The sequence below is a fragment of the Saccharopolyspora erythraea genome, from assembly GCF_018141105.1.
In the GTDB taxonomy this organism is placed as follows: domain Bacteria; phylum Actinomycetota; class Actinomycetes; order Mycobacteriales; family Pseudonocardiaceae; genus Saccharopolyspora_D; species Saccharopolyspora_D erythraea_A.
This window is the reverse complement of the sequence record NZ_CP054839.1, coordinates 4612053-4636902: the sequence shown is the minus strand read 5'-3', so window position 1 is coordinate 4636902 and position 24850 is coordinate 4612053. Positions and strand designations below refer to the sequence as shown.

At 71.5% G+C, this 24850-nt stretch carries 25 protein-coding genes; 10 read left to right on the top strand and 15 right to left on the bottom strand.

The genetic code is table 11. The features are described from left to right. Nucleotides 1-4: 4 nt before the first annotated feature. Genes mtnB through HUO13_RS20830 form a run of 3 tightly spaced genes read right to left on the bottom strand, consistent with a single transcriptional unit; the run spans nucleotide 5 to nucleotide 2372 of the window. On the bottom strand, nucleotides 5-622 hold the full coding sequence (gene mtnB / locus HUO13_RS20840; RefSeq protein WP_211896798.1) for a methylthioribulose 1-phosphate dehydratase: 618 nt from the start codon (nucleotides 620-622) through the stop codon (nucleotides 5-7). Beyond that, the gene (gene mtnC / locus HUO13_RS20835; protein ID WP_211896797.1) at nucleotides 619-1341 is read right to left on the bottom strand and encodes an acireductone synthase; all 723 of its coding nucleotides are present in this window, start codon (nucleotides 1339-1341) and stop codon (nucleotides 619-621) included. The genes mtnB and mtnC overlap by 4 nt, the downstream gene beginning before the upstream one ends. Next, the gene (locus tag HUO13_RS20830; RefSeq protein WP_211896796.1) at nucleotides 1338-2372 is read right to left on the bottom strand and encodes a s-methyl-5-thioribose-1-phosphate isomerase; all 1035 of its coding nucleotides are present in this window, start codon (nucleotides 2370-2372) and stop codon (nucleotides 1338-1340) included. Before HUO13_RS20830 ends, mtnC begins: the two co-directional genes overlap by 4 nt. Nucleotides 2373-2570: 198 nt before the next feature. On the opposite strand from HUO13_RS20830, the gene HUO13_RS20825 reads away from it, so the two are divergent. Beyond that, the gene (locus HUO13_RS20825) at nucleotides 2571-3128 is read left to right on the top strand and encodes a GNAT family N-acetyltransferase (protein WP_211896795.1); all 558 of its coding nucleotides are present in this window, start codon (nucleotides 2571-2573) and stop codon (nucleotides 3126-3128) included. A gap of 208 nt (nucleotides 3129-3336) precedes the next feature. Here HUO13_RS20825 and HUO13_RS20820 read toward each other — a convergent pair whose 3' ends face one another. From HUO13_RS20820 to HUO13_RS20810, 3 genes are read right to left on the bottom strand one after another with little or no spacing between them, the layout of a single operon-like run. After that, complete coding sequence (locus HUO13_RS20820; protein ID WP_211896794.1) at nucleotides 3337-3828, bottom strand: SRPBCC family protein; 492 nt, start codon at nucleotides 3826-3828, stop codon at nucleotides 3337-3339. Further along, nucleotides 3825-4193 carry a GrpB family protein gene (locus HUO13_RS20815; RefSeq protein ID WP_249123906.1) on the bottom strand — a complete coding sequence of 123 codons (369 nt, stop codon included), beginning with the start codon at nucleotides 4191-4193 and terminating at the stop codon, nucleotides 3825-3827. The genes HUO13_RS20820 and HUO13_RS20815 overlap by 4 nt, the downstream gene beginning before the upstream one ends. 37 nt (nucleotides 4194-4230) lie before the next feature. Beyond that, nucleotides 4231-4770 (bottom strand): hypothetical protein, encoded by a 540-nt coding sequence (locus HUO13_RS20810; RefSeq protein WP_249123905.1) that lies wholly within the window; start codon nucleotides 4768-4770, stop codon nucleotides 4231-4233. 244 nt (nucleotides 4771-5014) lie between these two features. Between HUO13_RS20810 and add the strand changes: the two genes are divergently transcribed. Continuing rightward, nucleotides 5015-6034 carry an adenosine deaminase gene (add, locus tag HUO13_RS20805; protein WP_211896793.1) on the top strand — a complete coding sequence of 340 codons (1020 nt, stop codon included), beginning with the start codon at nucleotides 5015-5017 and terminating at the stop codon, nucleotides 6032-6034. Here add and HUO13_RS20800 read toward each other — a convergent pair. Together HUO13_RS20800 and HUO13_RS20795 are read right to left on the bottom strand one after the other, a co-directional pair. After that, nucleotides 6021-6824, bottom strand: a complete 804-nt coding sequence (locus HUO13_RS20800; protein WP_211896792.1) for an aminotransferase class IV family protein — start codon at nucleotides 6822-6824, stop codon at nucleotides 6021-6023. The two genes, add and HUO13_RS20800, sit on opposite strands and share 14 nt — an antisense overlap. Nucleotides 6825-6901: 77 nt before the next feature. Then, nucleotides 6902-7315: a DUF1992 domain-containing protein gene (locus HUO13_RS20795; protein ID WP_211896791.1), complete on the bottom strand. Its 414-nt coding sequence runs from the start codon at nucleotides 7313-7315 to the stop codon at nucleotides 6902-6904. A gap of 257 nt (nucleotides 7316-7572) precedes the next feature. Here HUO13_RS20795 and HUO13_RS20790 point away from each other — a divergent pair, with 257 nt between their 5' ends. The 3 genes from HUO13_RS20790 to HUO13_RS20780 all read left to right on the top strand — a co-directional run bounded on the left by HUO13_RS20790 (nucleotide 7573) and on the right by HUO13_RS20780 (nucleotide 10634). Further along, nucleotides 7573-8535 (top strand): asparaginase, encoded by a 963-nt coding sequence (locus tag HUO13_RS20790; protein WP_211896790.1) that lies wholly within the window; start codon nucleotides 7573-7575, stop codon nucleotides 8533-8535. 103 nt (nucleotides 8536-8638) lie between these two features. After that, nucleotides 8639-9547, top strand: coding sequence for a hypothetical protein (locus HUO13_RS20785; protein ID WP_211896789.1), 909 nt, complete (start codon nucleotides 8639-8641; stop codon nucleotides 9545-9547). Nucleotides 9548-9590: 43 nt separating this feature from the next. Then, complete coding sequence (locus HUO13_RS20780) at nucleotides 9591-10634, top strand: phosphotransferase family protein (RefSeq protein WP_211896788.1); 1044 nt, start codon at nucleotides 9591-9593, stop codon at nucleotides 10632-10634. Here the strand turns inward: HUO13_RS20780 and HUO13_RS20775 are convergent. Both HUO13_RS20775 and HUO13_RS20770 read right to left on the bottom strand, forming a co-directional pair. Further along, nucleotides 10576-11442, bottom strand: coding sequence for an alpha/beta fold hydrolase (locus HUO13_RS20775; protein WP_211896787.1), 867 nt, complete (start codon nucleotides 11440-11442; stop codon nucleotides 10576-10578). The genes HUO13_RS20780 and HUO13_RS20775 overlap by 59 nt on opposite strands. Before the next feature lie 249 nt (nucleotides 11443-11691). After that, nucleotides 11692-12255, bottom strand: a complete 564-nt coding sequence (locus HUO13_RS20770) for a GNAT family N-acetyltransferase (RefSeq protein ID WP_211896786.1) — start codon at nucleotides 12253-12255, stop codon at nucleotides 11692-11694. A gap of 186 nt (nucleotides 12256-12441) precedes the next feature. Between HUO13_RS20770 and HUO13_RS20765 the strand changes: the two genes are divergently transcribed. Together HUO13_RS20765 and HUO13_RS20760 are read left to right on the top strand one after the other, a co-directional pair. Then, entirely contained in the window at nucleotides 12442-13008 is a 567-nt protein-coding gene (locus HUO13_RS20765) for a TetR/AcrR family transcriptional regulator (RefSeq protein ID WP_211896785.1), read from the top strand. A gap of 58 nt (nucleotides 13009-13066) precedes the next feature. Continuing rightward, on the top strand, nucleotides 13067-13957 hold the full coding sequence (locus HUO13_RS20760; protein WP_211896784.1) for a class I SAM-dependent methyltransferase: 891 nt from the start codon (nucleotides 13067-13069) through the stop codon (nucleotides 13955-13957). Nucleotides 13958-13960: 3 nt separating this feature from the next. On the opposite strand, the gene HUO13_RS37590 is transcribed toward HUO13_RS20760, so the two are convergent. The 3 genes from HUO13_RS37590 to HUO13_RS20745 form a co-directional block, all read right to left on the bottom strand. Further along, the gene (locus tag HUO13_RS37590; RefSeq protein ID WP_432757759.1) at nucleotides 13961-14239 is read right to left on the bottom strand and encodes a VOC family protein; all 279 of its coding nucleotides are present in this window, start codon (nucleotides 14237-14239) and stop codon (nucleotides 13961-13963) included. A 231-nt stretch (nucleotides 14240-14470) separates the two neighbouring features. Continuing rightward, nucleotides 14471-14899: a hypothetical protein gene (locus HUO13_RS20750; protein WP_211896783.1), complete on the bottom strand. Its 429-nt coding sequence runs from the start codon at nucleotides 14897-14899 to the stop codon at nucleotides 14471-14473. Nucleotides 14900-15028: 129 nt separating this feature from the next. Continuing rightward, nucleotides 15029-15790, bottom strand: coding sequence for an IclR family transcriptional regulator (locus HUO13_RS20745; protein WP_211896782.1), 762 nt, complete (start codon nucleotides 15788-15790; stop codon nucleotides 15029-15031). 77 nt (nucleotides 15791-15867) lie between these two features. Between HUO13_RS20745 and HUO13_RS20740 the strand changes: the two genes are divergently transcribed. The 3 genes from HUO13_RS20740 (at nucleotide 15868) to HUO13_RS20730 (ending at nucleotide 21543) form a co-directional block, all read left to right on the top strand. Then, nucleotides 15868-17049: a pyridoxal-phosphate-dependent aminotransferase family protein gene (locus tag HUO13_RS20740; RefSeq protein WP_282973970.1), complete on the top strand. Its 1182-nt coding sequence runs from the start codon at nucleotides 15868-15870 to the stop codon at nucleotides 17047-17049. A gap of 90 nt (nucleotides 17050-17139) precedes the next feature. Beyond that, entirely contained in the window at nucleotides 17140-20088 is a 2949-nt protein-coding gene (locus tag HUO13_RS20735) for an FAD-binding and (Fe-S)-binding domain-containing protein (protein WP_211896780.1), read from the top strand. Between the two features lie 144 nt (nucleotides 20089-20232). Then, on the top strand, nucleotides 20233-21543 hold the full coding sequence (locus tag HUO13_RS20730; protein ID WP_211896779.1) for an SLC13 family permease: 1311 nt from the start codon (nucleotides 20233-20235) through the stop codon (nucleotides 21541-21543). Nucleotides 21544-21632: 89 nt separating this feature from the next. Here HUO13_RS20730 and HUO13_RS20725 read toward each other — a convergent pair whose 3' ends face one another. Both HUO13_RS20725 and HUO13_RS38115 read right to left on the bottom strand, forming a co-directional pair. Further along, nucleotides 21633-22850 carry a cytochrome P450 gene (locus HUO13_RS20725; protein WP_211896778.1) on the bottom strand — a complete coding sequence of 406 codons (1218 nt, stop codon included), beginning with the start codon at nucleotides 22848-22850 and terminating at the stop codon, nucleotides 21633-21635. Nucleotides 22851-23027: 177 nt separating this feature from the next. Next, complete coding sequence (locus HUO13_RS38115) at nucleotides 23028-24620, bottom strand: tyrosine-type recombinase/integrase (RefSeq protein WP_211896777.1); 1593 nt, start codon at nucleotides 24618-24620, stop codon at nucleotides 23028-23030. Nucleotides 24621-24850: the final 230 nt, after the last annotated feature.

Below are 24850 nucleotides of genomic sequence, written 5' to 3'. Positions count from 1 at the left end.
GTGCCTAGCGCTCTTCGGTGGCCAGCTTGAACTGCAGCAGCCACTCCAGGCATTCGGTGCGGTGCCGGGCCTGCTGGAGATCGCGACCCCACACGTACACGCCGTGGCGGGCCACGATCAGCGCCGGCGTGGCCGGGTCGAAACCCGACTCGAACGCATCACCCAGGACCGCCATGTCCTGGCTGTTGGCCACCACCGGCACGGTCATCTCGTCGTCGTGGGCCGAGCGCTGCAGCCCCTTGAGCATCTCCAGGTCGCGCAGCACCACCCCCTCGGGCCAGCGCTGCGCGGCCACCACCGGCGCCAGCATGTGCACGTGCACCACCGCGCCCGCTCCGGCGACCCGCGCGATCCGGGCGTGCAGGCCCGCCTCGGCCGACGGCCGGGCCTGTGGGGTGGGCTGGTCGGCCACGGCGGCGCCGTCGGCGTCGACCACGACCACGTCCTGATCGCCGAGCTCGCCCTTGTCGCGGCCGCTGACGGTCACCGCCAGCCGCAGCGGGTCGTGGGACAGGGTCTGCGACAGGTTGCCGGACGTGCCGCGCATCCAGCCCAGCGCGGCGAAGCGCGCCGACTCCGCCGCCAGCGCCGCACCGGCCTCCTTCAGCGCCACGGTGCTCACGAAATCACCTCGATGTCGATGTCGTCGAAGGCGCCCACCACCGGGTGGGAGCCGAAGTCGGCCTCGGCGTAGGGCTCGCCGGGCCGCGCCAGCCCCACCGTGGCCCAGCCTGCCTCCTCGGCGGCGTCCAGCTCGGCGGGAACGTCGGACAGGAACACGATCTCCGACGGCCGCTGCGCGCCGAGCGCGGTCGCGATCACCTCGTAGGAGCCGCGTTCGCGTTTGGGTCCGGCGTTGACGGTGTCGAAGTGCTGGGCGAACAACCCCCGCAGGTCCCCCGAGGTGGTGTGGGAGAACGAGGCGACCTGCCCGGCCACCGAGCCCGAGGAGAACACCGCCAGCACCAGGCCCCGCTGCCGCCACGCCCGCAGCGCCGGCACCACGTCGGCGAAGTAGTCGGTGGTCAGCTCCCCGCGGGCGTAGCCCTCCTGCCAGATCAGCCCCTGCAGCGTCTTCAGCGGCGCGGCCTTGCGGTCGGCGTCCATCCAGCCGTGCAGCACCGCCACCACCTGCTCGGTCGTGGCCTCGGCAGGCAGGCCCGCGTCGGACTTGACGTCCTCGACGGCCTTGCGCACCACCGGGTCATCGGGGTGGTCGTGGATCCACGGGCCCAGCCGCGGCCGGGCGTAGTCGTAGAGCACCACGTGCACCTGGCTGGTGGGGGTCAGCGTGCCCTCGATGTCGAGCACGACCCACCGGGCGGCAACCGACGCGCTCACCGCTGGGACTCCTTCCAGTAGTCACCGACGCGCTCGGCCGGGAAGGCACCGCGGTCGGTGGCGATGGTGGTGACGAAACGCGGGGGAGTGATGTCGAAGGCCGGGTACAGCCCCCGCACCCGCGTGCTGGCGGTGCGGTGGCCCAGCGTGTGCAGCACCTCCTCGCCGTCGCGGTACTCGATCGGCACGTCCGACCCGGTCGGCGAGTGCGGGTCGGGGGCGTGGCACAGCGCGTGGAACGGCACGCCGAAGGTGTGAGCGGCCACCGCCAGCTGCAGCGTGCCGACCTTGTTGATGACGTGACCGTCCATGCTGACCCGGTCGCTGGCGGTCACCAGCGCGTCGACCTCGCCCCGGCTGAACAGCGAGGCACCCATGCCGTCGGTGATCAGCGTGGTGTCCACGCCCATCTCGCCCAGCGTCTCGGCCGTCAGCCGCGCGCCCTGCAGGTAGGGGCGGGTCTCGGTGCAGAAGAACACCAGCTGCTTGCCCAGGTCCAGGGCCGCCTGGACCATGCCGACCAGGTACAGGTCTCCCCAGCAGTGGGTCAGCACGCGCGCCCGGTCGGGCAGCAACGCCGCGGCCGCCCCGCCCATCTCGGCGCTGCGGCGCCGGTAGTCCGCGTCGCCGGCGCGAGCACCGGCCAGCGCCGCCTCGGCCACATCGGCGTCCGGGTCGGCGTCGACGGCCGCGAGCACCTGGTCCACGGCCTTGCGGGGCTGGTCGTTGGTGGGGCGGGTGGCCACGAAACGCCGCCCGGCCTCGGTCATGCGCTGCCGTGCGGTGGCCGGGTCCTCGGCCACCGCCTCCCGCGCCGCCAGCACCATGCCCCACAGCGTGGCGAAGTAGGGGCCGGAGGACTGGGTGACCATCTGCTCGATCGCCCGGGCCACGTCCTCGGCGGTGCGGGCGTGCACCCACACCCGTTCGAACGGGAACACCCTGCGGTCCAGCAGGTGCACACCGTCGCCGGCCAGCCGCACGCTGTCGGCCAGCACCGGCAACCCGGCGTGCTCGGGGGTCAACGTCATCGGTGTCCTCAATGGAAAGTCACAAGGGGTCGGCCGCCTCCGCCAGGGTAGGCGATCGGCGCCGCGGCGCGGCCGCACCGATCCAGATCGCGGGACGCCCGAGCTGGTGCCCGGCGGCCCGGCCGGAACCGGCCGGCTTGCTACCGTGGACCGTACAAGATCACCAACCGGTGCCCGCCGGCGTGCTCTGGAGGCCCGATGCAGACCGCCAAGCCCATCACCCTGCCCCCCGAGGGTCTCGGCGACGGCGTGATCACCGTGCGCCCGCTGGCCGACCGCGACGCCGAGGCGTTCGCACGCGGCACCGCGGACGAGGCCGTGCGCCGCTTCGGGCACCTGCCGCTGGCCGCCTACACCGCCGACATCGTGCGCGAGCAGATCCGCGGCGTCATCGCCGAGGGCCTGCGCAGCGGGGAGCTGGCGGTGCTGGCCATCGCCGACGCCACCGACGACCGCTTCCTCGGCTCGATCACCCTGTTCGGCATCCACGGCCACAGCGCCGAGGTCGGCTTCTGGCTCGCCCCGGCCGCCCGCGGCCTCGGCGCCACCAGCAGGGCCGTGCAACTGCTGGCGGAGTGGAGCCACGGCCACGGCATCCGCGAGCTGACCGCCCGCACCGAACTGGCCAACCACGCCTCGCAGCGCGTGCTGGAACGCTGCGGATTCGGACTCGACGGCGGGCCCACCGAGCAGCGCGCCCCGGACGGCGCGGTGTTCACCGGCCTGACCTACCGCCGCGCCACCCGCCCCGCCTGAACCACACGGCAGCCGCCGCAACGCCACGCTGGCGCGACCATCGCCGCGGCCCCCGGCCAACTCCCGCCACACGCGTCAGGCGGCTGCTGCGGTGGATCACGCGGTGAGGAGGCGGGCTCGGCGGCCATGCGGCCACCAGATCCGCTCAGGCGACGTGCACGGTGGGTTTCCGTGGTGATGTCGGTCAAACCCTATCGAAGACCGCTGATCAGTCTTTTGCGTCGCGGACGTCCTGTCCCTGCTCGGCGAATGCCTTGAAGTCCTGCATGTGCTGTTGCGACTGCTTGCGGAAGGCGCCGGGCATCAAGAGCCCGACCAGCCGCATCAGCACGCCGCTGAACCGGTACTCGGACTCGCTCTGCCACAGCGTCGACTGCGGACCGGCTTCGGTCAGCCGGTCGCGCACGGCGCTCCACATGCCCTCGCCGACGATCTCGCGGTCGAAATGAACGACGCTGTCCCTCGGGATCCCGTGCAAGTCCACCGGTTCCCGCCGTGTGATGGTCTCGGTGCACTCGATCTCTTGCTTGCCCATCTGCATCACGACTCGCGACGTGGTGCCGGCCTGCCCGTGTGTGCCACTGAGCGGCTCGTGCAGCACCAAGCCCCGCAGCCACTTCGGCAGATGTGCCGGGTCCGCCAGCAACTGGACCACTCTTTCCCGCGGCAGAGCGATCTCGATCGACACGGTGTACTTCATGGCGGCGCTCCAGATTCCCGAATGTACGAGCGCACGTCAGCAGCGCCGGGCGCACACCGATCTCGGCAAATCAGGACGCCGCCGGGCCGACATGCATCACCCTGTGCGGTCGACCATCTCGGCGTGCCAACGTCGGCTCCGCCGCCGGCTCGTCCCTTGAACAGGCGGTGCTCGAACCAGTCGGACTCACGGACGCGCAGCACGTACCCGGCCGCCCGCAGAGCGGGGACGTAGGAGGACGCGTCGGCGGAGTCGGCCACAACCAGCAGCACGTCGATGACCGGTGTCGCGCACAGTCCCGGCACCGAGGTCGAGCCGACGGACATCGCCCGCTCCATCACCAGCAGCCCGCCCGACGACACCACCGCCGGGCACCCGAGGTATCCGGCGGCGGCAACAGCGTCAACGGCGCTTCTTCGGCGGATCCTTGCGCAGCAGGTCAGGACCGATGATCTTGCGCACCACGCGCCGGACCAGGCTGCGCCGCTTGACCGGCACACTCGGCTTGGCCGGCGCGGCCGGGGCCGCCGCCGTCGACGGCGGCTCCGCCGGAGGGGGCGCGCCCGGCGCGGGTGTGGGTGCGAACTCGGGGGCGGGCATGGGCTGGCCGGCAGCCGGTGGCGGGACCACCGCGGGCACCGGATCGGTCACCAGACCCGAGGCGCCCACCGTCGACGGCCGCTCGGGACTGAGCTTCTTGGCGAACTCGGGCTGCTCATCCCGGATCGCCGGGATGTAGGGCTGGGTCACTTCGACCCGGTTCGGCGGCGGAGGCTGCCTCGAAGCCTCGGGGCGTGCCGGCACTCCCGCCTCGTCCAGGGAGAGCTCCCCCACGATGCGAGTGGTCACCGGCCCGGCGTCGGCTCGCGCACCGTCACGGCGCGGATCGCTGGGAACCGCCGGCTGGAACCAGGGTCGTGCGAGGTCGTCTTGAAGTGTCATCCGTATCGACTCTGAGGGAGCAAACGGCCAGGGTCGCCAGTAGGTCGCCCCACCGGCGGGTCAGACCCTACCGGTAACGGACCGGTAAAGCACCACCCCTGTGCCCACAAGATCTTGTAGCGGGCCCTCCGGCGCGCCACCAGCCGCCGCGCGGAACCGCGATGCCGCAGGTGAGAGATCCGTTCCCGGCGCCAGAACCGAAAACCGGTATCGCCGGTCACATCCCGCCGACTACGGTGCCGCGGTGCGCGATCCCGCCCTGCTGCCCAAAGCCCACCTGCACGTCCACCTGGAAAGCACCGTGCGCTGGGACACCCTGCGCGAGATCGGCCGCGCCAACGGTGTCGCCGTCCCCGACCGCCCCGCGGGTTTCACCGGCTTCCGCCAGTTCGCCGACCACAACTCGCTGGTGCGCCACTGCCTGGTCCGGCCGGGCGACTTCACCCGCGTCGCGCGCGAGTTCTGCCACGACGAAGCAGCCCAGGGCACCCGCTACGCCGAGGTCACCTTCACCGCCGCCTCCCACGGCGAACGGCTCGGGGCGCTGGAGATGCCGCTGGAAGCGGTGCTGGAAGGGCTCGCGCTGGGCCAGGCCGAGACCGGGCTGCGCTGCCGGGTGCTGCTCGACCACTCCCGGCGCCGCTCGGTGCGCCGCGCCTGGCACACCCTGCACCTGGCCACCCGCTACGACGAGGTCGCGGCCATCGGGATGGCGGGGGAGGAGTCCTACCCGCTGGAGCCCTTCGCCGCCGTGCTCGACGCGGCCCGCGACGCCGGGGTTCCCCTGGTGCACCACGCCGGCGAAGCCTGCGGCGCCGACAGCGTCCGCGAGGCGATCCGCACCGGCCACGCCCGGCGCATCGGACACGGCATCCGCGTCCTCGACGACGCCGCGCTCACCGCCGAGATCCGCGACCGCGGCATCGCACTGGAGGTCTGCCCGTCCTCCAACGTGCTGCTCGGCTTCGCCGCCTCACCCGCGGCCCACCCCCTGCCGCGCCTGCGTGCCGCAGGGCTGGCCGTCACCGTCAACACCGACATCCCCGCCATCGCCGGCACCACGCTGAGCGCCGAATACGCGCTCGTGCGCGACACCTTCGGCTACGACGACCACGACCTGGCCGCGCTCGCGCACGCCTCGGTGCGAGCCTCCTTCGCCGATGAGAAGACCAAGCGGGAAATGCACCACGGCATCGACACCTGGCTCGCCGCCCCCGAAACCGACACGACAGTCCACAACAGAACGAACATCACGGGGCGGTGAACGGTTCGGCCTGGTAGGCCCGGTGCAGCAGGTCCACGAAGGACGCCGCCTCCGGCAGCGACGCCGAGCCGATCCGGCGCACCGCGACACCCGGCGTCCAGGAGTTCATCACCACGGCCCCGGCCAGCGCGGGAACATCGGCCGGAGTGATCTCCTGCTCGCGCTGGGCAACGCCGAGACGCTCCAGCCGGCGGCGCACGATGCCCATCGTCGTGCCCACCAGCATCCCGGCCGCCGGCCACACCACCGCCGAACCGTTCCAGAACGCCAGGTTCCAGATCGAAGCCTCGCTGAGCCGGCCGTGGCGGTCGATGAACGCGACGTCGTCGAAACCCTCGCGCACGGCCTGGCGCAGCAAGTAGGTCTTGGCCGCCTCGCCGACGTGCTTGACCTCCGGCACGAACCGTTCGTGCTCGACCACCGACAGCGCCAGCGGCCCCCGCGGCCCCGACGCGGGCGGGCCGGTGCGCACCAGCACCTCCGGCTCGGCCTCGGCGACGGCGGTGGTGAACTCGCCCGCCGGCGCGTAGACGGTGGCCCTCAACGACACATCGGCCGGGCCCGCCTCGATCGCGGCCCGCAGGTAGGAACGCACCCGGTCGTCGGGCAACGCCCGGCCGAACAACTCCAGCGACGCCGACCGCAGCCGCCCCAGGTGCAGGTCCAGGCCGCGGACCCGGCCGTCGCGCACCTGCATCGCGGTGAAGTGGGCATAGCCGGCGAACGCCAGCGGCGCCAGCTCCTCGGCGCCGGCCGCCCGGCCGTTGCGCTGCACGGTGAAAGAAGTCATGCCGCGAACCTAGAGTCTGACACCGGTGTGAGACTCAACCCGCGGCGCCGCGGATCACAGACCACACACCGGGCGGCTCAATCCTGGCCGGGGTGGTCCGCGCGCCACTGGGCGACCAGGCGCTCCACGTCGAAGGGCGCCAGGTTCAGCGGCGGGCCCGCCACCGGGTTCTTGATCGCCTCTCGGATCTTGTCGTTGATCTCCGCGACGATCTCGCGCACCTCGGCCTCCGAACCGGCTCGGGCGGCGGCGGTGCGCGCCTCCTGCGCCTGCTTGCGCAACGCCAGCGTCGGCGGCAGCGCCGAGACGTTTTCCTCGCGCAGCTTCTGCTTGACCCACCACAGCTCGTCGTAGGGCATGTGCGCGTTGAGCCCCGGCAGCGGCTTGCCCGCACCCGGCAGGTTGTCGAACTCGCCGCGCTCGGTGGCCTCGCGGATCTGCTTGTCCACCCACGACTCGAAACCGATGTCGGCCGGCTTGCGCTCGCCCATGACCGTCCTCCTCATCGATCGCCCGCCACCGCGGTCGTCTCGCCACCAGGCAGCGCCCGGCCACCGCGGCCACACCCCCAGTATCCCGGCGACGTCCACGAAAGCAGGGCCGCAACCCTGGGTCCGGCTCCCGGACGTGCCCGGACCGCCCTCCGTCGGCCGCCCAGGCGGGTGGGCCGGCAATCCGGCAAGATCGACCACAACGCCTCGGCCGACGGCTGATCCCGCACCCGACCCGACACCGGGAGTTCCCTGCGATGACACGCGTGCTGCTCGTGGCCACCGGCGACACACTCGCCTACCGCAAGTCCGGCCCCAGCATCGCCTCCGGCGCCGAACTGCTGGCCGACCTGCCCGACACGGTGGTCGCCGAAGCCGCCGCCGAGGACGTGATGGCCGAGCCGAGCTGGGACGCCTCACCGTCGACGATGTTCGCCCTCGCCCGCCGGGTGCGGGCCGCGGTGCTGGAGGACGGCTACGACGGCGTCGTGGTCACCCACGGCCTCGACACCCTTGAAGAAACCGCCTTTCTCACCGACCTGACGGCCGGCCCGGCCGCAGGCAGGGGCGCGATCGTGTTCACCGGCGCCGGCTTCGGGTGGGACGAGCCCGAAGGCCACGGCCCGGCCAACCTGACCGCGTCCCTGCGCGCCGCCGCCGACCCGGCGCTGCGCGGTCTGGGCGCGGTGGTCTGCGCCGGCGACCAGCTGCACGCGGCGCGGTGGGCGCGGCTCACCGACCCCTGGCGGGCCGCGTCGTTCACCTCCGGCCCGCACCCGCGGCTCGGGCACGTCGTCGACGGCCGCGTCGAACTGCTCGGCACTGCACCGCAGCGGCCACCGCGCACGCTGGGCCTGCCCGAGACCGACGTCGCGCTGATCAAAACCCATCCCGGCATGACCCCGATGCTGCTGACCGCGGCGGTGGACGCCGGAGCGCGGGGCGTCGTGCTGGAGGGCACCGGCATGGGCAACGTCCCCGTCGAGCTGTTCACCACCATCAGCGAGCTCGTCGAGTGGGACATCCCCGTGGTCGTCGCCACCCACAGTGAGACCCGCGCGCTCGATCTCGGCCAACTGCCCCTGGGCGCCGGCCTGGCGGCCGAGGTCGGCGCGATCGGCGCCCGCGACCTGAGCGCCTCGCATGCCCGCATCGCGCTGATGGCGGCGCTCAGCACCGGGGGAGTCGCGGCCGTCCGCGACTGGTTCAGCCACCTCTGAACGGCGTCCTACCCGCGGCCGGGCAGGACGCCGCAACAGCCGGAACTCGCAGGTCAGCGGACCTCGTTTGAAAAACCCGAGCGATCGCTCTATTAATGGAGGCATGTCCGATCACGCCGGTTCCCGCACCGCCCCCCACCGCCTGCACTGGGGCGGATCGCTCCTGGAACTGACCGCGCGGCGCGCCGGACTGCGCACGCACGTCGTCCTCCTGCGCGACGGGACGCCGATCGGTGACGCCTCCGCCGTGGGTCGGGTGCTGATCCGGCTCCCCGCCGACGGCGAACAGCCCGGCGAGGACGCCGGCGCGCCGAGCGTGCTCGTGCTCAGCGCCCTGCCCGGTGTGATCAGCAAAGCACTCCTGCTGGTCCCCCAACCCCAGGAAGACACCGAATCCGGCGAGACCGCCGAAAACGCGGGGGACACGCCCGCCGGCACGACCAGCGACACTCCGCCCGACGACCCCCTGACCGCGATGCCCAAGGGCGTGGCCGAACTGGCGGGCTTCGCCCGCGCCGAACGCCACCTGTTCGCCCCACCGCCGGGCACCTTCGCCGCGCGGCTGCTGGCCTTCCAGCGCGACCACCCCAAGACCTACGCCGCGCGCCACGTCGTGCTCGCGGTGGCCAAGGTCGCGCTCGGCCTGCTCGGCGTCGCGGTGCTCTTCCAGGTCCTCCTGCGCCACGTTCTGGACTGGATCGGCGCCCACCTTCCGCGCCTCGACCTGCCCGACATCCCCTGGCCCGACATCGACCTGCCACAGATCCCGTGGCCCGACATCGACTGGCCGGACTTCGCGTTGCCGGGCTGGCTGCTGGCGGTGGTCGCGACCGCGAAGTACTGGGTCCCGGTGCTGGTCGCCATCGGACTCGCGGGCCGGGAAGTCCGCCGCCGCAGCAACAAACACGCCAAGTCCGGCCACGACGACCCCGCCACCGGCCACGACGACCCCGCCACCGGCCACACGGGCCAGCTCCGCGAGGACGGCCGCGACAACGCCGGAACGGGGTGAAAAGCAGGAGCGCCGTGGCGACCGCACCCGTAGGTTGCCCACCATGACCCAGCACGACCAGATGCGCCCGCAGCCGGCCGCCGCACGCGTCGCCGCGGACGTGCTCACCGCCCACGGCCAGGACTTCGCCACCGCGATCCGCGCCATCGGGTGGACCAACGCGACCTGGCTCGCCGGCGAGCTCGTCATCCGCGTCGCCCAACGGCCCGGCCCCGCCGACCTGCTCCGCGAGGCACGGCTGGCACGGCTCCTGCCAGCGCAGGTCGGCTACCCCGACGTGGTCGAGCACGGCGTGCTGCACGGCCACCAATGGGTCCTCAGCCGTCGCATCCCGGCCGAGAACCTCGAAGACGTCTGGCCACGGCTGGACCCGCAGCAGCGCGCCGACGCGCTGCGACAGGTGTGGGAACGGGTCGAGCACGTCCACCACCTCGACCCCACCGAAGTCGCCGCGCACGCCCGGTCCCGCTCGCCGTTCTTCCCCGCCACGCCCGGCGAAGCCGCCGCCACGCTGCGCCGTCTCGGCGCGGCCGGACTGCTCGACGAACACCAGTTGTGCGGCCTGGACGAGGCGATGGACCGGTTCTGGGCAGCGCTGCCCGGCGCGCCGGCCTCGCTCAACCACGGCGACCTCGGCCTGTGCAACGTGCTCTGGCGCGACGGCCAGGTCGTCTCGGTCTTCGACTTCGAGTTCGCCGTCATCGCACCGATCGCGGTCGACCTCAACGAGGTCCTCAAGTTCGCCTTCGGCCCACCCGCCGACGACCACGTGGACCCACGGCCCGTGCAGGCAGCGGCCACCGCGATCGCCCACGCCGCACTACCGCGAGCAGGCGGCGTCGACGTCCTGCTCGGCCACTCGATCATGCTCGAAGCCTGGATGACCGAGAACGAGATGGCCACCGCCGCCGATCCCACCACGCTGGAGCCCTACCTGCGGCTCGCAGCCCTGGCCGACGGCAACGGCGGCCACCTCGCTCCGGCACTGACCCCGCACGACCAGCCGGCCGAACCCGCACAGCCCGGCCTCACACGCACTGGCTGCCGGTCAGAAACTCCAGCTCCACCTCGCTGTGGTCAGGAATGAAGTGACCGATGCCGGGCAGCAGACGCACCGTCGCGTGCGGTGCCGCGGCCTCCAGCCGCCGCTTGGACTCCACCGCGTCGACCATGACGTCCAGCCGTCCGAACAGCACGTGCACCGGCATCCTCAGCCGGCGCAGCGCCTCGTCACCGAAAACCGGGAGCGCGCTGGAGCGGTAGCGGTAGTGCTTCGACACCAGACGCACCTGCTCGACGAACGCTTCGGCCGCCGCCGGGTCCATCGTCGACAGCCCCGGACCGAGCGTCCGCGCCACCGCCCTGCGCTGCCCGCGACGACCGAACGCGCTGAGCAGCAGCGCCTCGATCAGGAATCCCTTCCTGCTCCTGCCGAGACCCAGCGGGCACGACAGAGCCAGCCGTCGCACCCGTTCCGGCCGCCGCGTGGCGTAGTCCAGCGCCAGCCACCCGCCGAGGGAAGACCCCATGACCGCCGCGCACCGCACCCCGAGGAAGTCCAGCACGGCATCCAGCCACACCGCGTAGCTGTCGGAGTCCGCGGGCGGCCGGGACCCGGCGCTGAGCCCGCGCTCGCCGATCACGTCGACGGCATACACCCGGAAACGCGCCGCGAGCTCGGCGATCCTGTCCATCCACTGCGCCGAGTTGCCGCCCGAACCGTGCAGCAACACCAGCGGGGAAGCGGTAGCCGGACCGCACGCGACGACGAAGGTCTCGCCCTCGGGCGTGGGCACGCGCAACCGCTCGTTGTCGACCGGCCAGCGCTCCAGCGCCTCCAGGTACTGCTCGCGCAGCAGGCGCGCCCCCGCCTCGGATCGGTAGATGTCGGTCATGGGTCCGGCTCCTCGATGACGAACAACCCCAGCGAGCCGAAGCTACCACATCACTCCCTAACATCCTCTTGAATTGTCCCAATGGGTAATGATGCGTAAGTCTGGTTGGGTGCGTGGAGCTGTGCGAGTGCTCACCGTTGCCGCCCATGACCAGGGCCTGACCGCTTCGACCGATGACGGCAGACCCCGTCACCGCCCATCGCGCTCGGCAGCGTCGTGTCCACGAAGGACCGACGCGCCCGCGGAACCTCAGCTACCGGACCGGCGCGCCACCGCGCGCAGCCGCGCCCGCGCCGGATCCTCCGGCCTGCTGCGCGCGGTGGGGTGGCGCACACCGCCGGGCTCGTCCGGTCGCGTCCGCACCAGCAGCGTCACCGTCACCCCCTCGCTGAAGTGGTTGCGCCGCATCATCCGCTCCGACGCCTGGTTGCCCGCCTCGACATCGGTGATGATCCGCGCCGCCCCGGCCGCGAACAGCGCCTGGCAGCACGCCTCCACCAGCCGGCTCGCGACCCCCTTGCCCTGAGCGGGCGGAGCCAGCGCGATCCACTCCAGATAGCCCCAGTCCTCGCGCTCGTCGAACGACATCGACCCGAGCACGAACCCCACCACGGCACCATCGGACTCGGCCACCCAGCACGCCTCGGGCTGTGCGTCGAAATGCGCGGCCACGCTCGACAACGACCACGAGGTGTAGGGCATCGCGGACACGTCGAAAGCCCGGAAACCCAGGTCCAGGACGCCTTCCAAGTGCGACATGCGCATCGGCACCACGCCGATCGAGCCTTCCGCGACGGCTACAGCGCCGTTCATCGTCCCACTCCCTTTCGCACCCGCCAGTAAACCAGCGACCCCGCACCCACCGCCGCGCCCCGACCTGGCCGGCACGGTTCCCGCGCCACACGACCACCGCAACCGCACGGCCGCCCCGCGCACACCCCGGCGGCTACCCTGATCGCGGGACACCGCAAGCCGATCCGGCGACGACAGGAGCGACGCATGGCGCGAGCCGGCCTGACGACCGAACGGGTGGTGCAGGCGGCCGCGGAACTGGCCGACGAGGTCGGATTCGACAACCTCACCGTCTCCGCGCTCGCCCGCCGCTTCGGCGTCAAGGACGCAAGCCTGTACTCCCACGTCCGCAGCCTGCGCGACCTGCGCACCCAGGTCGCGGTGCTGGCCGCGCGCGAGAAGACCGACCGCATCGCCGACGCCGTCGCGGGCCGCGCGGGACGCGACGCCCTGGCCGCCTTCGCCCACGCCTACCGCGAATACGCGCTGGAACACCCCGGCCGCTACGCGGCGACCCAGAGCCCGTTGGACCCCGACGCCGTCGCCATTTCCAGCGGTCACCGGCGGGCCGTGGAGATCTCCTACGCCGTGCTGCGCGGCTACGGACTCGCCGAACCCGACGCGACCGACGCGGTGCGGCTGCTGCGCAGCACCCTCCACGGCTACATCAGCCTGGAAACCAACGGCGGCTTCGCCCATGCCCGCGATCCCGCCGCCACGTGGGAACGCGTCATCGACGCCCTGCACAACGCCCTGCAGCACTGGCCTTCCTGACATTCCCGGGCCGGGAAGTCAGTGGCCCCCGCAGGCGCGCCTGGCTAGCCTCACGCCGGTGACTTACGAACACCCGCTGGCCTACCTGCTGGGCCTGGAAGGCATCGCCCTGCTTCGCGCGTTCACCGGGGAGCACGACCGCGGCTTCGTGGACGCCCGGCTCGCCGAGATCCGCCGCCTGCTCGACGATCCGGCACTGGCCCACGCCGGTGTCCAGGTCGAGCACGTCGACACCGTCGAGGGCTACCGGTTGTGGGCGCGCTCCTACGACGATCCGGCCAACGCCGCCTTCGCCCTGGACCAGCCGGTGGTCGAAAACATCATCAGCGCGCTGCCCGCGGGAACGGCTCTGGACGCCGCCTGCGGAACCGGACGCTACGCGCGGCGCCTGGCCGAGCTCGGCCACCACGTCATCGGCGTGGACAGCTCGCCCGACATGCTCGCCCTGGCTCGCAAGCACCTGCCGCACACCGACTTCCGCCACGGCGACCTGCATCGGCTGCCGGTGGACGACGCCGGCACCGACCTGGTCGTGTGCGCGCTTGCCTTGACCCACGTTGCCGACCTCACCACGGTGCTGGCCGAGTTCGCCCGTGTCCTGCGCCCCGGCGGATCCGTGGTGATCGCAGACGTGCACCCCGAAGCGGTCGCCCGCGGCTCCATCCCGGCCCTGCGCACCTGCGGTGGACAACCGGCCCGCCTGGTCACCCACCGCCACCTGGTCGGCGACTACCTGCGCGCCGCCCTGCCGACCGGGCTGCAACCGCGGCGCTGCGAAGAACCCCGCTTCACCAACACCTCACGCTCCCGACCCGACGAGCCCGGCACCCTGGACCCGTGGGAGCTGTGGCCGTGGTCCCTCACCGACCTCGTGCCCGAGGCCGCCGAGGCCGCCAACGCCGGGGTGCCGGCCATGCTCATCTGGCACTTCCAGCTCCCCGCCCGCTGACCATCAGCCGGACGGCGCGCGGCTCAGGTCGACGACGCAGAACACGTTGCCGTCCGGGTCGGCGAGCACGACGAAATCCGGGTTCGGCGGGTAGAGGCCCCAGTCGACCCGGCTCGCCCCGAGCGCCACCAGCCGCTCGACCTCGGCCTCCTGCTCCTCGGTGGTGTCGACCAACAGATCCAGGTGGATGCGCGGACGCGCCTCGGCCGGCGACTCGCTGCGCATCAGCGCCAACGCCCGACCCCGACCCGTCGGCGTGCTCGAGCGTCCGCCAGTTCTCACTGGCCCACTCCTGGCTTGCCACCAGATCCAACGCCGAAGTCCAGAACCGCACAGCGCGGGCGAGGTCGCCCACCCCGACCACCGCGAACCCGAGCCTCACCATCCGCCGAGCGTAGGGACCAACCGCCTCCGTGACTGCGCGCCTGCGGCGGAGTCATCGTTCGACACGCCGAGCCGGCCACCGCAGAACGTCGCGGGCGAGCGCGATCCTGGCGTCGCGAATCGGCTGTATCAGCGGGAACGCAGATGCCCGTACCGCTCGGCCACATCCGCCTGTTCCACACCCGAGTAGGCGGACTCCCAGGGGATGGGGCAGGGGGAGCGGTGTTCCGGATCGGGGCACACGACTCGCGTGAGCGCCTCACGCACGGAGTCCATCTCCGTCTGGGACGCATGGAGACCGACCTGGATCTCGAAGAAGTCGCGCGCACCGGCATCGGCATCGGGGTGCGTGAGCTTCCACTGGTGAGCCAGATCCGCATAGCGTTGCGCCAGCGGCATCCGCTCGTGCTCCGCGTCCTGCTCCCGGCCGACGAGGCGAAGGTCATGCGGCAGCGACCGCTCGTCGAGCAGTCGAGCGCAGCCGCTGAGCAGCCCCGCGACGTCGTCGCCGGTCGCATAGACCCCGAGCTGGATCTCGAACAGATGCGTAGAGGTCACACGTGCTCCAGGTCAGAGGCCGCTGAGCGCCCGCAGACATCAGCGGGCGCCGAAGGCGGCCACGATAGCCGGTCCGCTCAGACCCGATCAGCACATTTTTTCCGTGGTCCCGGATGAGAACGCGCCCACCTATCCGGTCAGCTCGGGACCGGCGCGGCCGTGCATCGCGCTGAGCTTGGCCGCCGCCTCGCTCACCGCCAGGCCGTAGACCTCCTCGGCGTCCCCGGCCAGCCGGCTCATCGGGATGTTCACGCTGAGGCTGGCGACCGGTTTCCCCGGCGCCTCCAGGACCGCGGCCGCGACCGAACCGACGTCGATCCTCCATTCCCCGCGGTTGACCGCGTACCCGCGTTCCCGGACCCGAGCCAGCTCGGCCTGCAGCCGGTCCGGGTCGGTGACGGTGTTGTCGGTGTAGCGCGGCAGTTCGCCTGCGAGCAGGCGGACGAGGACCTCCTGACCGCTGTTGGCCAGGACCGCCTTGCCGTTGGCCGAGGCGTGCAACGGAAGCGCGTGGCCCAGGGCCATGCTGATGCGCACCGGTTTGGAGGTCTCCAGCCGCTCGATCAGCACGACCTTGCCCTCCTCGGGAACCGTGAGGTGGATGGTCTCCTCGGTGCGCTGCCGCAGGTCCTCCATGATCGGCACGGCGGCGTCGCGCAGGCCGAGGTCAGCGCTCGCGCGGCCGCCGACCGCCAACGCCTTGGTCGTCACCACCCACCGCCGGGACTCGCCCGAGGCGGGCCGGATCCACCCTGCGGTGTTGAGCGTGACCAGCGCCCGCTGGACCGAGCTCTTGGGCATCTGCACGGCCCGGGCCAGCTCGCCGACGCCGATCGGCTGCCGTGCGGCGACCTCCTCCAGCACCCGGAGCGTGTTCACAACGTTGCGCACTGCCTTGACTCCTCCACGACCGGTCCTTACCCTCGCTGCGCTTTTATGCGGCACAGCGTGCCATATCACGGCACAGAATGGGGCTGGGTTCAGTGACCGCTCACAGTGGACGGCATTTCCTGCAGATCCCCGGACCGACGAACTTGCCCGACAGGGTGTTGCGGGCCATGGCCCGGCCCACGATCGACCACCGCGGGCCCGACTTCGCCGACATGGCACTGGACCTGCTGCAACGGGTCAGGCCCGTGTTCGCCACCAGCGGTCCCGTCCTCATCTACCCCTCCTCGGGCACCGGAGCCTGGGAGGCGGCACTGGTCAACACCCTCTCGCCCGGCGACCGCGTGCTGGCCTTCGAGACCGGCCACTTCGCGACCCTGTGGCGCGACATGGCAGAAGGACTAGGCCTGGTCGTCGACTTCGTCCCCGGCGACTGGCGCAGGGGTGTGGACCCAGCTCTCGTCGCCGAACGGCTCGCCGCCGACCCCGACCACGACATCGCGGCGGTGATGGTGGTCCACAACGAGACCTCGACCGGAGTCACCAGCCGGATCGCCGAGATCCGGGCGGCCATCGACGAGGCCGCCCACCCCGCACTGCTGCTGGTCGACACGATCTCCTCGCTGGCCTCCATCGACTACCGCCACGACGAGTGGGGCGTGGACGTCACGGTGAGCTGCTCGCAGAAAGGCCTGATGCTGCCCCCGGGCCTGGGCTTCAACGCGGTCAGCGACAAAGCCCTCGCCGCCGCGCAAAAAGCGCGGTTGCCCAAGTCGTACTGGGACTGGACGCCCATCCTGGAAGCCAACCGCCGCGGCTACTTCCCGTACACACCCGCGACGAACCTGCTCTACGGCCTGCGCGAAGCGCTGGACCTGCTCGACGAGGAGGGACTGCCCGCGGTGTTCGCGCGCCACGACCGGCACGCCGCGGCGACCAGGGCCGCCGTGTGCGGATGGGGCCTGGAGGTCCTGTGCGCCGACGAACGCGAGTACTCCAGCTCCCTGACCGCCGTGCTGCTGGGGGAGGGCCACGACGCCGACGAGGTCCGCCGGATCATCCTCGAGCGCTTCGACATGTCGCTGGGCACCGGGCTGGGCAAGCTCGCCGGACACGTGTTCCGGATCGGCCACCTCGGCGACATCAACGACCTCACGCTGGCCGGCACCCTCGCCGGCGTCCAGATGGGACTCGAGCTGGCAGGGGTGCGCGTCGACCCCGCCGGGCTCCAAGCCGCCCTGCAGGTGTTGCGCACCGAGTGAGACGCGGTGCCACGGCATCCGACGACGAGGCCGACGACCCGGCGCCGCCGACGCGCCGGCCGCGGCACGACAACGGCCGGAAGGACTTCCATGACCGCCCCCACCTCCGACGCAGCCCCCACCCACGACACCGTCAGCCCACGCCTGGAACAAGCGCTGCGTAGCGCATTGGACGGCGAGGTCGCCTTCGACGACTACACCCGCCACCTCTTCTCGCGCGATGCCAGCATGTACTCGATCACCCCGCTCGGCGTCGTGTTCCCGCGCCACGCCGGCGACGTCGCCGCGGCGGTGAAGACCGCCGGGCAGCTGGGCGTGCCGATCGTGCCCCGGGGCGCGGGCACGAGCCTGGTCGGCCAGACCGTCGGCCCCGGCCTGGTGCTCGACCTGTCCCGGCACATGAACCAGATCATCGACATCGACCCGGTCGAGCGCACGGCACTGGTGGAGGTCGGCGTCGTGCAGGACCAGCTCAACCAGGCCGCCGCGGCCCACGGGCTGATGTTCGGCCCGGACACCTCCACCAGCAACCGCGCCACGATCGGCGGGATGATCGGCAACAACTCCGCAGGCAGCGGCTCGCTGACCTACGGCATGACCATCGACCACGTGCGGGCCCTGGACGTGGTGCTCTCCGACGGATCACGAGCCCGGCTGGAACCCGTCGACGAGCAAGAACGGCAACGCCGGGCCGCCGCCGACACCCTCGAGGGCCGCATCTACCGGGAGCTTCCGCACCTGGTCACCGGCAACGAGGACACCATCACCTCCCGGATGCCGGCGTTCTGGCGCCGAGCCTGCGGCTACCGGCTCGACCGGCTGGCGGACTCCGGCACACCGTTCGACCTGGCCAAGTTCGTCGTGGGAGCCGAAGGCACGCTGGTCGTCGCCACCCGCGCCCTGGTCGACCTGGTGCCCAAACCCGCGCGCACCGTCTACGCCGTCGGCCACTTCACCGACACCGCGGGCGCCATCTCGGCCACCACCGACGCGTTGAGCTGCCACCCCCACCAGGTCGAGCTCATGGACCGCACCATCCTGGAACTGTCGCGGCAGAAGATCGAGTTCGCCGAGCTCGGCGACGTCCTGGTCGGCGACCCGGGCGCACTGCTGTTCGTGTCCTTCACCGGCGACGACGAAGCGGAGCTGACCGCACAGCTCGACCGGCTCGACGCCCTGTGGCAGAGCAACGGCCACGGATACCACACGCTGCGCGCCGTCACACCCGCCGAACAGGCAGCGCTGCTCAAGGTCCGCAAGTCCAGCCTCGGCCTGCTGATGGCCGCCGGCGAGGGCACCCGCCGCCCGCTGGCCTTCGTCGAGGACACCGCCGTCGACCCGCGGCACCTCGCCGAGTACACCGAGCGGTTCAGCAAGATCCTCGACGAGCACCGGATGGAGGCCGGCTTCTACGGCCACTGCTCGGTCGGCTGCCTGCACATCCGCCCCTTCGTCGACCTCACCGACCCCGACCAGGTCGAGCGGATGCGCGCCGTCGCCGAAGCCGTCAAGGACCTCGTCGCCGAATACGGCGGGGTGAACTCCAGCGAGCACGGCGACGGCCTGGCCCGCAGCGAGTTCAACCGGCAGATCTTCGGCGACGACCTCTACGAGCTGATGCGCGCGGTCAAGCGCCTGTTCGACCCCCGCGACGTCATGAACCCGGGCAAGATCGTCAACGCGCCCCCGATGACCGACAACCTGCGCGACCGCGACGCCCTGCCACCCGCCGCGCCGCTTCGCACGACCCTGGACTTCGAGGTCGTCGGAGGCATGCGCGCCGCCGCCGACCGATGCATGAACATCGGCGCCTGCCGCAAGTCCACCTCGGGCGTGATGTGCCCGTCCTACATCGCGACCAGAAACGAGGAGCACTCCACCCGCGGCCGCGCCAACGCGCTGGTCAAGGCGCTGTCCGAACCGGACCCGCACGCAGCCCTGGGCGACGAGCGGCTGCACGGGATCCTCGACCTGTGCCTGATGTGCAAGGCATGCAAGAGCGAATGCCCGATGAGCGTCGACATGTCCTCGCTCAAAGCCGAAACCCTCGCGCACCACCACCAGATCCACGGCGTGCCGCTGCGCTCACGCCTGTTCGCCTCGATCCGCCTGCTCAACCGGATCGGCTCGGCCACCGCTCCGCTGTCGAACCTGCCCGGACGCACCGGATTCCTGCGCCGGCTCATGCAGCGAGCCCTCGGCATCACCGCCGCCCGCCCGCTGCCGACGTTCCAGCGGGCCAGCCTGCTGCGGTGGTTCCGCCGCCACCAGCGCAACGACGCCCCGGCACCGCTGGGCACGGTCACCTGGCTCGCCGACTCGTTCACCACCTTCACCGAGCCGCACATCGGCCAGGCGGCCATCGAACTGCTGGAGCACTCCGGCTGGCGCGTCGAGCTCGCCGGAGGCGGCTGCTGCGGACGGTCCAGCCTGTCCAAAGGCATGCTGGACGACGCGAAGAAGAAGGCCGCGGCGCTGGTCGGCTCGCTTGCCACCGACACCGGACCGGACTCACCGATCGTCGGCTGCGAACCGTCGTGCGTGTTCATGCTGCGCGACGAGCACGCCGCCCTGCTGCCCGGCACCGAGGCGGCACACGCCGTCGCGGCTCGGGTCAAACAGGTCGAGGAACTGCTCACCGACGCCGTCGACACAGGACGGCTGCCCCTGCGCGCCGACTCCTGGCTCGCCGGGCGGCGCATCGTCTTCCATGGTCACTGCCACCAGAAAGCCGAGGTCGGCACGGCCGCCACGCTCGCCCTGCTGCGCCGGATCCCGGGAGCGCAGGTCGTCGAGATCGACGCGGGCTGCTGCGGGATGGCCGGCTCGTTCGGCTTCGAGGCCGAGCACTACGAGACGTCCATGACCATCGGCCGGGACCGCCTGCTCCCGGCGCTGGCCGCCGAACCGGCGGACACGATCGTGGCCGCGACCGGCGTGTCGTGCCGGCAGCAGATCTTCCACGGCGCGGGACGCACCGCGTGGCACCCCGTGGAGCTGCTGCGCGAAGCGCTGGCCACCCGCAACGCACCGTCGTAACGCCGCCGCACCCAGGAGAACCGATCCCGCAAGCGGTGGACAGCAGCACAAGCCGGATGCCCGGCAGAACCCGCCGCCACCGCCAGACACATCCGGCCAAACCCATCAAGCCCTGCGAGCCAACGTCTGCCTCGAGGAGCCTCGATGTCCACCCAAATCATCTCGATCATCGGCCTGGTTCTCATCTTCCTCTGCGCCACCCTGCGCTCGGTGAACATGGGCGCGGTCGCCTTCCTCGGCACCTTCCTGCTCGGCACGTTCGTGTTCGGCACCTCCGAGGACGACGTGTTCGCAGGCTTCCCCGGTGACCTGTTCGTCGTACTGGTCGGCGTCACCCTGCTGTTCGCCATCGCCAAGTACAACGGCACCGTCGACTGGCTGGTCCACACCGGAGTACGCGCCGTTCGAGGACGCATCGCCCTGATCCCCTGGGTGATGTTCCTGGTCACCGGCCTGCTGACGATGGTGGGCGCGGTGGTGCCCGGCGCGGTGGCGATGATGGCACCGATCGGGCTGAACTTCGCCGCCCGCTACCGCATCAGCCCGATGCTGATGGGACTGCTCATCATCAACGGCGCCAGCGCGGGCGGCTTCTCACCCATCAGCATCTTCGGCAGCATCACCAACGGTGTCGTGGAACGCAGCGGACTGCCCGGAAACCCCGTCCTGCTGTGGATCAGCTCCCTGCTGTTCAACACGCTGCTGAGCATCGTGGTGTTCTTCCTGTTCGGCGGCAGGAAACTGCTCGACCGGCGCGTCACCACCGAAGCGCTGCCGCAGGACGAGCACACCGGCGAACCAGGCGGCACGACCACCACCGCCCGCACCGGCACCGCGGTGCTGACCGAGGTCACCACCCTCAACACGCAGCGGAGCGCGACCCTCGCCGGACTTCTCGTGCTCGCCGTCGGCGCGCTGGTGCTGGAGTTCGACGTGGGCCTGCTGTCGATGAGCATCGCCACCGTCATGATCCTGCTGTGGCCGCAGACCACCAAGAAGTGCGTCGCCGAGGTCGCCTGGCCCACCGTGCTGCTGATCTGCGGCGTGGTCACCTACGTGGGCCTGATGGAAAGCGTGGGCACCATCGACCACCTCGGCAACAGCGTCGCGGGCATCGGCATCCCGCTGCTGGCCGCGTTCGTCATCTGCCTCATCGGCAGCGGGGTCTCCGCCTTCGCCTCCACCACCGGCATCCTCGGCGCCCTCATCCCGCTCGCCGTGCCCTTCCTGCACACCGGCCAGGTCGGCGCGGTCGGCCTGATCATCGCCCTGGCGATCTCCTCCTCGGTGGTCGACTCCTCACCGTTCTCCACCAGCGGCGCGCTCGTCGTGGCCAGCACCCCGGAGGACGACCGCGACGCGACGTTCAAGGGACTCATGGTGTGGGGCATGAGCATGATCCTGGTCGCGCCGGTGCTGTCGTTCACCCTCTTCGTACTACCCGGCTGGCTCTGACCGCGTCCCCGGCAGTGAACCGGCTCCTGGGCCGTTCACTGCCAGTCGTGCCGAGGCGACACGACGCGGTCGGCGCCGCCGCGTTGTGCTCAGGCCACCGGGGTGAACCGCACCGGCACGCTCGCCGGTCCGCGAGTGAACACGCCCTGCTCGACAGGGGTGGCACCCGGCTCCAGGACCGCGTCGGGCATCACGTCCAGCAGGTGGTTCACGCCGACCTCGACCTCGGTCTTGGCCAGCAGCGCGCCGACGCAGAAGTGCCTGCCCAGTGCGAACGCCAGGTGGTCGGCGGCGGCGGAGAACGCGGTCTTGGTGGGCAGATCCGTGCGGAACAGGTCGAAGCTGTCGGGGTTGGCATAGCGCTGCGGGTCGCGGTTGGCCGCCGCGATCAGGCACGTCACGGTGCTGCCCGCGGGCACCGCTCCGCCGGAGAGCTCGACGTCCTCGGCGGGCTGGCGCATGATCATGTGCACCGGCGGGGAGAAGCGCAGGGTCTCGGCGAAGGCCTGCGGGATCAGGTCACGGTCCTTGCGCACGGCGGCCATCTGCTCGGGGTGGTTCAGCAGGTTGAGCATCAGACTGGCGATGGCCTTGTCGGTCGTCTCACCGCCCGCGGCCAGCAGCAGGCTGCAGAAGGCCTTGATGTCCTCGTCGCTCATCGACGTGCCGTCGATCTCGGCCCGGCACAGGGTGGAAAGCAGATCGTCGCCGAGGTTGTTCCGGCGTTCCCGGATCACCGGGATCATGTACTCGGCGAACTCCCGCTGGGTCCGCAGGCCCGCCTCGGTCACCTCCGGGTCCTGGCTCAGGTTCGCCAGGAACGCGATGATCGAGGTGTACCAGCCGCGGAACCGGCCGCGGTCCTGCGCGCGCAGCCCGAGCATGTCGGCGATGACGTTGATCGGGAACCGGGTCGCGTAGTCGGCGACGATGTCCACGCGGCCCTGAGCACGGAAGGTGTCGATGAGCTGACGCGAGTTGCGCTCGATCACCGGCAGGAACTTCTCGTCCAGCTCCCTGCCCCTGAACGCCGGTGCCACCAGTGCGCGGCGCACGGCGTGCTCGCGGCCGTCCATCTGCAGGATCGTGCGGCCGTGCACCGGCTCCAGCTGCCAGTCGTAGTTCCGCGTGGTGAACGCGGGCTCGCGGAACGCGCGCTGAACGTCCTCGTAGCGGGAGACGACGTAGGACTGCATCGGTTCGTGCCACAACAACGGAAACTCATCACGCAGCACGCGGTACGAGGAATAGGGGTCGGCGGCGAACTCCGGTGACAGGATGTCGGGGGCTTCCGGTGCCCTGGCCATGCGGCTCCCTTTAATGGCGCGGTCCGAACCCGGTCAGGCTAGGCAACGGCTCCGAACCCGGTCCACCCGATCACCGTCGCGCCCCCCGGAGAGCCTAATCAACCCCTGTCTTGCCCCGAACGTGCCGGTGGTTGCTGCGCTCGTCGTCCAGCGCAGCGCTTCCACCCCGCTTCTCCACTAGTGCGACGACGTTGTCTCCCGGAGTCTGCGCAGCGCCTGGTGCACGCGGGGGTGCAGACCATCGGTCTCAGCCAGTCGGCCGGCCAGCGCGGTGCGGAGCTCGGCCGCGAGGGCCGGATGGTCGCTGGCGTGGCGGGCCAGCGCGTGGGCTGCGTCGAGTTGTTCCAGGGGATCGGGATCCGACAGCCGGGCCAGATCGGCGGCGAACCTGTCGGTCTCGGCGGAGGTCGGGGTGCCGGCGGCGGTGATGGCATCGGCCACGAGGTCGACAGCGCTGCGGGCGGGGGAGCGGGTGGCGTGGTCGTAGCTGCGCTGGGTGACCTCGGTGCTGGCGTGGGCGACGTCGGCGCTGACCACGTCGATGGGGGCACCGGACTCCAGGGCGGTGGTGACGTAGAAGTGGCGCAGCGCGTGCGGGTGCAGCGCGTCGGCGAGGTCGGCCAGCTCGGGGCCGGCGGTGGCGGCCAGGCGGCGTAGCAACGCCCACACGTCGCGTCGGTCGAGGAAGCCGCCGTCGCGGGTGGCCAGCAGCGGGGTGCGGCCGGCATGGACCTGGCCGGGCCGCGCGGGCAGGGCGTCGCCGGTGTCCCGGTCGCGGGCGGCGAGGTAGTCGGTGAGGGCGTCGGCGGCCAGCGCGGTGAGGTAGACGGTGTGGGCCTTGCCGCCCTTGCCCGTGTAGCGCAGGGCGCGGCGGCCGTGGGTGGTGTGCAGCGCGTCGCGGGTCAGGCCGGTGAGCTCGGAGACACGCATGCCCAGCGTGAACAGGGCGACCAGAGCCCTTGTCCGCAGCGTGTGCAGCGGGCTCTGACCTCGACGACCACGGCCGGCGGCGGCCAGCAGCGCGTGCACCTGCCGCGGAGTGAGCACGAGCGGCTTGCGGGTCTTGTGCTGCAATCCGGACAGGCCCAGCTGCGTGCGCTGGGCGCGGCTCAGCGCGGCGGGGTTGGTCGGCAGCAGCTCGCGGTCGACGAGGAAGCCGTAGAAGCTCTTGGCCGCCTTGAGCCATTTGTCCCGGGTGGCCGCGGTCATCCCGGCGCGGGTGAGCTCGATCTGCCACCGGGTGATGTCGGCGTTGATCACCCGCAACGGGTCGCGCTGCGACGCGCGGCACCAGCGCAGCCAGGCCAGGTGCCGGTAGGCACCCGGCCGTCCGGACGGGCCGCGGTCGCCCGCGGTGGGGGTGCGGTCCAGACCGAGCGCGTCGCCGTAGGCGAGGCGGGTACCGACGTTGCTGTAGGTCGTCTCCAACCAGCCCCGCACCAGCGTCTGCAACCGGTGATCACCGGAGCCGCCAGGGACCACCGCTGCGGTCTCGCACACGAACTCCGCCTCCACAGCGGAGTCGTCCGGAGGGACGGTCAGACGGAAGCGGGGAGAGGGCCGTCCTCGCCGTGGAGCCGGGACCGCATCGGCCTGCTCCGCCCACCCGGCGGCCACCAGCGTACGCAGCAACCGTCGCGCCCAATCGGCACCGACGCCGAGGTGGGCGGCCAGCTCAGCGGGAGTGAAAGCGCGGTCGGCCTGGTCCCGCCCCAGCTCGGCCAAGCGTGCCAGGTGCTCCGGGCGCACCCCGGCGACGGAATCGGACACCGAACCTTGCCTCCTGCGTCACGTGACGAAATTCAGCTGGGCTTCCTGTGCGCCATCGACTCATCTGAAGCCGGGGCGGCAGGGGTCCATGTTTTCACGGGGCGATCATGGCCGTAATTCTGGGGTTGCGGACGGACTGTCTGTTCCGTCAGCAACCCCAGAATACAAAACCCGAAATAATGGGTTTGCGTTCAAACTTGAAACTCGAAGATCGGGTTATGCTAGGATGA

Coding starts and splice junctions, on each gene's coding strand:
- HUO13_RS20830 (WP_211896796.1), bottom strand. CDS start 2,372: ATGACGTTGACCCCCGAGCACGCCGGGTTGCCGGTGCTGGCCGACAGC.
- HUO13_RS20825 (WP_211896795.1), top strand. CDS start 2,571: ATGCAGACCGCCAAGCCCATCACCCTGCCCCCCGAGGGTCTCGGCGAC.
- HUO13_RS20820 (WP_211896794.1), bottom strand. CDS start 3,828: ATGAAGTACACCGTGTCGATCGAGATCGCTCTGCCGCGGGAAAGAGTG.
- HUO13_RS20810 (WP_249123905.1), bottom strand. CDS start 4,770: ATGACACTTCAAGACGACCTCGCACGACCCTGGTTCCAGCCGGCGGTT.
- HUO13_RS20800 (WP_211896792.1), bottom strand. CDS start 6,824: ATGACTTCTTTCACCGTGCAGCGCAACGGCCGGGCGGCCGGCGCCGAG.
- HUO13_RS20795 (WP_211896791.1), bottom strand. CDS start 7,315: ATGGGCGAGCGCAAGCCGGCCGACATCGGTTTCGAGTCGTGGGTGGAC.
- HUO13_RS20790 (WP_211896790.1), top strand. CDS start 7,573: ATGACACGCGTGCTGCTCGTGGCCACCGGCGACACACTCGCCTACCGC.
- HUO13_RS20785 (WP_211896789.1), top strand. CDS start 8,639: ATGTCCGATCACGCCGGTTCCCGCACCGCCCCCCACCGCCTGCACTGG.
- HUO13_RS20780 (WP_211896788.1), top strand. CDS start 9,591: ATGACCCAGCACGACCAGATGCGCCCGCAGCCGGCCGCCGCACGCGTC.
- HUO13_RS20775 (WP_211896787.1), bottom strand. CDS start 11,442: ATGACCGACATCTACCGATCCGAGGCGGGGGCGCGCCTGCTGCGCGAG.
- HUO13_RS20770 (WP_211896786.1), bottom strand. CDS start 12,255: ATGAACGGCGCTGTAGCCGTCGCGGAAGGCTCGATCGGCGTGGTGCCG.
- HUO13_RS20765 (WP_211896785.1), top strand. CDS start 12,442: ATGGCGCGAGCCGGCCTGACGACCGAACGGGTGGTGCAGGCGGCCGCG.
- HUO13_RS20740 (WP_282973970.1), top strand. CDS start 15,868: ATGGGGCTGGGTTCAGTGACCGCTCACAGTGGACGGCATTTCCTGCAG.
- HUO13_RS20735 (WP_211896780.1), top strand. CDS start 17,140: ATGACCGCCCCCACCTCCGACGCAGCCCCCACCCACGACACCGTCAGC.
- HUO13_RS20730 (WP_211896779.1), top strand. CDS start 20,233: ATGTCCACCCAAATCATCTCGATCATCGGCCTGGTTCTCATCTTCCTC.
- HUO13_RS20725 (WP_211896778.1), bottom strand. CDS start 22,850: ATGGCCAGGGCACCGGAAGCCCCCGACATCCTGTCACCGGAGTTCGCC.